Source organism: Candidatus Symbiopectobacterium sp. (assembly GCF_020054415.1).
Lineage (GTDB): Bacteria > Pseudomonadota > Gammaproteobacteria > Enterobacterales > Enterobacteriaceae > Symbiopectobacterium.
The window spans coordinates 1-6,130 of sequence record NZ_JAHWCO010000490.1 but is presented as its reverse complement, the minus strand read 5'-3'; the positions used below and the strand labels follow the sequence as shown (position 1 = coordinate 6,130).

The following is a 6,130-nucleotide window of genomic DNA, read 5'->3' as shown; positions in this document are numbered from 1 at the left end:
AGTAATTAAACAGCAGTTACCTATCTGGTTTTGCGAAGACTGATTATTGATGACATGAACGGCATATCGGCCTGCTGAAAAACCTGACGACAAAAATGGCTCACTGAAGCAGAGGGCCTTTTCAGGTTCACCAGGTGCGGAACTCATCGAGGCGCGGGCATCTCGCCCACAGAGACGCCGGATAGATTGAAGCAAGCCCACCATTAGTCAAAAATCAGTGTTGCAAAAATGGGGGTGACCATAGATTTGTTGGAAATGGGTGGTATCCGGTTTGCTGGTGCTGCCCGCCTGATCTTTGTAGTACGGGTAGCGTTTAGGATCGATCACCAGCCAGTACTGTTTCCAGTGATGTCCGTTATCCTAGTTAGCCAGTGCAATGGTATCGGGTTCGACATCCAGCAAAGGGACATTGTTGGCTTTCGCGGTATCTTTGATGGTTTGGCTGTAATCACCGATAAAGGCAAAGCCGTTTTCAGCATTTTGACGGGTGAAGTGACTGTGAACTGCAGGGGTGCCGTCTTTTCCTTGTGCACCTTTCACGCGGGTTGTTGGTGTTAGCAGCACTGGGGTCATCTGATGCTAGCGGGCATAGGTGATATAGCGTTCCAGCGCGTTCTGGAATGACATGTCTGGTTTACCCTGCGGTAATTTGCGATTGCCTGCCGCATCATTGGGGTAGGTGCACAGGTTGCCGACATCCGCCGCGCCGCGTACCGCTCTGGCACCGTTACAGTTCTGATCGTTGTGGCCCATCTGAGTGAGAATGTAGTCGCCGGGCTGCATCAGCGGCTGCATCTGTCGGAACCAGCCTTCATAGAAGAAATCGCGCGAACTGCGTCCGGCACGGGCACCGTTGATCACTTTGACGCTGCCGTCATGGCGGAATTGCTGTTCAAACACCTGTGCCTAGCCCATACGTGGGAAACGCAGTTTCTCGTAGTTGGCGGCGGTAGAGTCGCCAACGATAAAGATGCGCGTCTTGGCCTTTTTGATATCATCCAACTGACGGTGCGCGTAGCCATAATCCAGCCCTTCGTAGCTGCCATCGGCGCTAAGACCAACGATCGGTCGGAACACGCTGTCCGTCAGTACGGTGTGGCCCGCTTGCCCGCTGTCGTTATGGTAGTTGCGGTTGTGATTGATTACATCGACCAGTTGGCGAACGGCTTTTTGCTGCGTTGCCGGGTAGTGCAGGGGATCAAACTGTGCAGGGTTAGTTATACCCGCCTGTTTTAACGCGGGACCGAAACCGGCATGAAACACCGCATTAGCCTGTTTCCAGGTTGCGGCTGATAGCGCTGGTGTGCCTGCATCATCGGAGAGTTGCTGCGGGCCAATGTAGCCTGCCGCAGCGGCTATGTCGGAGGCGATGTGATCGGTAAATGGGTTAATGTTGGCGATGTTTCCTTTACCCGATTGAGCGGTTGGCAACAACGCGCTCAGGCAGATGGCACGCGCCTGATTGTTCAGCAAACAGTTATTGCCGCCGGGCTCAACCGCAGACAGGCGCAGCGGTGCCGTTAATTCAGACACTTCCAACTGGTAGTGGCACTGCACATCCGTTTGCGTTTGGCGACGGTGCCCTTGTTGGTCACGCACAATAATGGTGGCGGGCAGCGTTTCGCTAGACGGTGCTGCATTCTTTTGTGCATGGGCATAGCCCACGGAAGCGCTAATCAGCAGCGCGAGCGTAATGCGGTGAGAAAATCGTGTAGACATGGTCAGATACATCCCTTGTAGCAAAAAGTAGTAAAAAAGACGACGTCGTTTTGGTGGTGTGCAACAGGCTTGCCGCAGTGCTAATGATTCTTACACAAACTCCTTGTTTGTTCGGCCAAAAAAGTGGGATGCAGACAGGCCGCGGAGCAAATCAATAAGATAAAACTTCGTTTTTTTTAAAAATGAAATGTTATTTTCATTATGGTGTGGCGGATTTTTGTGATCGATACCGTTTTTTATCATTACCGGATCGGGTGGGAGCATAAATTTGTGATCGTGGATAAGATTACCGCGCGTGCGTTTGCCCGTGCGGTGGGTTCTTGCGATTCGGCGCATTACACCACTTTTTGTGGGCCAAAGCATTCGTAGTGTAGCTGTGAGGGGGCGATGCCCAATGTGAGGAGTTGATGAGCGACGAATTGCATAAAGGCCACCGGGCCGCACAGATAAAAATGCATGTTGGTATTGATCAAACGGTATGCCAGTTTGTCCAGCGCCATTACGCCTTGATAGTGAAAATCCTCACCGGGACGATCATCTTTACCGGGCTGACGATACCATACGTAACGTGTCAATGTGGGCCATTGCTGGTTAATCTGCGTCAGCTCATCACCAAAGGCATGCACATCGCCGCTGTCAGCGGCATGCAACCATAGGACGTCCGCTTCATGTGCCTGATCTTTTAACTGATGCAGCATGCTGAGTAACGGTGTTTGCCCTACGCCCGCAGAGATAAGCGTGACCGGTGTAGTGGGGGTTGCCGTTAAAAAGAAATCCCCGTGGGGAGCAGCCAGTGAAATGATATCGCCTTCCTGTGCAATGTCATGCAGATAGCCGGAAACGGTTCCTTGAGCCTCGCGTTTTACCGCAATGCGATAAGTGCGGCCATTGGGGGTGTGCGTCAGGGAATATTGGCGAATCTCCTGATGAGTAAGGCTGTCGTGGCGAATGTAGACTGCCAAATACTGACCGGGTTTAAAAACCACCACTGGTTTGCCATCGACAGGTTCCAACGTAAAACTGGCGATCAGCGCACTTTGCGCCTGCTTTTTCACGATGCGAAAGGGGCGCGTGCCTTCCCAGCCGCCGTGCTGGCTGGCTGCATCCTGATAAATGACGCGTTCACGCTGAATAAAAACATCAGCCAATACGCCATACGCCTTGCACCAAGCATCCAATATCTCCCCGCTGGGGCTAAACAATTCGTCCAGCGTGGCCAGCAGATGCTCGCCAACGATGCCATATTGCGCAGGCTGGATCGAGAAGCTGGCATGTTTCTGTGCGATACGCTCCACCGCAGGCAGCAGCGCAGAGAGGTTGTCGATGTTGGCCGCATAGGCGCAGATAGCGTTGAATAAGGCTTCTCGCTGATCGCCATTGCGCTGATTACTCATGTTGAAAATGTCTTTCAGTTCAGGATGGTGGCTGAACATGCGCTGATAAAAATGGGCGGTCAGTGCAGGGCCGGTTTTTGCCAGCAAGGGCAGGGTCGATTTTATGATAGCGATGGTTTTTGCATCTAGCATGGTGACTCCATGTGTTTTTATAAGATGTATTTTTAATAAATCTTATTCGAGCATTGACCCGTTGTAAATCCCTGCTTTGTGTTGGTGTTTATTGTGTCAACGGGAACACAAAATGAAGAAAATGCAGGATGCAGATGAAGAAGACTCCCTTGCCAGCACATGAAGTCATTAGGCCGCTAAGCCTTGTGCTGATTGAAGCTAATCGTTTGCGTAAAAACCTCTGTCAAGCCCTATCATGCAAGGGGATAAACGGTTTACACTATAGGCCAATACCCGTTGCGGGAATTTTTACTGTACATATAGTTAGCTGAGTCAGGAGATGCGGATGTTAAAGCGTGAAATGAACATTGCCGATTACGATGCCGAACTGTGGCACGCGATGCAGCAAGAAGTGGTGCGTCAGGAAGAGCATATTGAACTGATAGCGTCAGAAAACTACACCAGCCCACGTGTTATGCAGGCTCAAGGGTCTCAGTTAACCAACAAATATGCGGAAGGATATCCCGGCAAACGTTACTACGGCGGCTGCGAATATGTTGACATCGTAGAGCAACTGGCGATTGACCGTGCTAAAGCGCTGTTCGGTGCTGACTACGCTAACGTGCAACCGCACTCCGGTTCTCAGGCCAACTTTGCCGTGTATACCGCGCTGCTGCAACCGAGTGATACCATTCTGGGGATGAACCTGGCTCACGGCGGTCACCTGACCCACGGCTCTCCGGTTAACCTGTCTGGCAAACTGTACAAAGTGATTCCTTACGGTATCGATGAAAGCGGTAAAATCGATTACGAAGAAATGGCTGAACTGGCACAAACCCACAAACCGAAAATGATCGTAGGTGGTTTTTCTGCTTACTCAGGCGTGGTTGACTGGGCGAAAATGCGTGAAATCGCTGACAGCATTGGTGCTTATCTGTTTGTGGATATGGCACACGTTGCGGGTCTGGTCGCGGCTGACGTTTATCCTGACCCGGTTCCTCATGCGCATATCGTCACGACCACTACCCATAAAACGCTGGCGGGTCCGCGCGGCGGCCTGATTCTGGCCAAGGGCGGTGATGAAGAACTGTACAAAAAACTGAACTCTGCCGTCTTCCCTGGCGGCCAGGGCGGCCCATTGATGCACGTTATCGCCGGTAAAGCGGTCGCGTTGAAAGAAGCGATGGAACCTGAGTTCAAAGTTTACCAGCAACAAGTGGCGAAGAATGCCAAGGCCATGGTTGAGGTGTTCCTGACGCGCGGTTTCAACGTGGTTTCTGGTGGCACCAGCAACCACCTGTTCCTGCTCGATCTGGTAAGCAAAAACCTGACCGGTAAAGAAGCCGATGCCGCTCTGGGTCGCGCTAATATTACCGTTAACAAAAACAGCGTGCCGAACGATCCGAAGAGCCCGTTTGTGACCTCCGGTATCCGTATCGGTACGCCAGCGGCAACCCGTCGTGGCTTCAAGGAAGCGGAAGTGCGTGAGCTGGCAGGCTGGATCTGTGACGTTCTGGATAACATCAATGACGAAGCGACCATTGAACGCGTGAAACAAAAAGTCCTCTCTATTTGTGAGCGTTTCCCGGTTTATGCCTGATAGCCAGTAGCCGATAAGTTAACGCCAGCCTTCGGGCTGGCGTTTTTTTTACCGCTTTTTCTCACCATCTTCGCGTAACCCTCTGATATATCCGCCCTGACGCTCTGATAGCAAGAATCAGAATATGAAAGTTTTCTCCCGCGCCCCGTCTACCCTTTGAGACAGTTCTGATAGCAAACATGCTGCTTCCATGAAGTTTGCTTTTAATTAATAATCTATCAATATCAGCGGAATGATGAAATATCAATGAGTTATTATATATTGGGAGAAGTGCCGGATGAGGTCTTCGTCATTCAAAGTCAAACCGTTGGTGGTGGCAGTAAGTACTTTACTAGGCGTTCTTTCTACTTACCCATCATCCGCTGCATCGATCGATGTTTCCACCAACATCAGCGGCCTGAGCATCACAACTGCGCAGGATTATCTGAGCATAACCAATACCGGTACGATCACCGGAACCGATTTCGGCGTCACCAATACCTCAACCATTGGTACGCTCAGCAACGCTGGCGTTATCAAAGGTAGTGATGGGTTTTACAACAGCGGGTCGATCAGTCCATTAACCAACTCCGGTTTAATTTCTGCCAGTGACAACAGTGGTATTTGGAGTGATGCGGGTAATATTGATTCGTTGTTTAACACCGGAACCATCTTGGGACATAAGGGCGTTTACCTCGAGAACAACAGCTTTATGGGGGAATTCAACAACTCCGGGCATATCGAAGGTGATGAAGATACGGCCGTTTTAATCAACGCCAGCAACCTATGCTCTTTCGAGAACGCTGGTGATATCAGTGGTGACAAGGGCATCGTGCTGGAAAATGACTCCATGCTGTATGAATTCGTCAACTCCGGTGTGATTTCCTCTGATAACGACGCTGCCATCCTGCTCAACAGTTCCAGTCTCTATTCCATTAGTAACACCGGATTGATTACCGGTGACGCGGGGATCGTTCTGGAAAATGATGCCAGCGTAGCGTCATTAATTAACGGCGGTACCATCAACGCGAGCTTAGGTATTGGCGTGTTTGGTAACAATGTCGAAGAGTTAAGTTCGATTGGATCTATTTCCAAAACTGGCCTTATTGATGCTGACGACGGGCTGATTGTGGCTTTGTTGAATAATAGTGAGTCATGCTGTTTTGCCAAGCCAGTTTTGGTAGAAAATGCTTGTCCCCTCAGGTGTACAGTTTTCTCATGAGGCCTAACTGCATGATTTTGCGTTGCGAGGATCCGTCGTTTCACTGTACTGCCAGCATAAAATCTATTTATTCAACAAAGCCGCTGATTGTATCAGGCGGCGGGT

The 6,130-nt window shown here is 50.6% G+C and carries 3 protein-coding genes and 1 pseudogene; 2 read left to right on the top strand and 2 right to left on the bottom strand.

What is annotated here, in order from left to right; translation table 11 throughout:
* Positions 1-246 precede the first annotated feature (246 nt).
* Both QZ506_RS14365 and hmpA read right to left on the bottom strand, forming a co-directional pair.
* Positions 247-1,719: pseudogene (locus tag QZ506_RS14365) on the bottom strand (GDSL-type esterase/lipase family protein); the annotation flags it as partial.
* Positions 1,720-2,054: 335 nt separating this feature from the next.
* Positions 2,055-3,245 (bottom strand): NO-inducible flavohemoprotein, encoded by a 1,191-nt coding sequence (gene hmpA / locus QZ506_RS14360; protein WP_291971942.1) that lies wholly within the window; start codon positions 3,243-3,245, stop codon positions 2,055-2,057.
* A 325-nt stretch (positions 3,246-3,570) separates the two neighbouring features.
* On the opposite strand from hmpA, the gene glyA reads away from it, so the two are divergent.
* Positions 3,571-4,824 (top strand): serine hydroxymethyltransferase, encoded by a 1,254-nt coding sequence (gene glyA, locus QZ506_RS14355; RefSeq protein ID WP_291971940.1) that lies wholly within the window; start codon positions 3,571-3,573, stop codon positions 4,822-4,824.
* A 307-nt stretch (positions 4,825-5,131) separates the two neighbouring features.
* Positions 5,132-6,025, top strand: coding sequence for a hypothetical protein (locus tag QZ506_RS14350; protein WP_291971938.1), 894 nt, complete (start codon positions 5,132-5,134; stop codon positions 6,023-6,025).
* Positions 6,026-6,130: the final 105 nt, after the last annotated feature.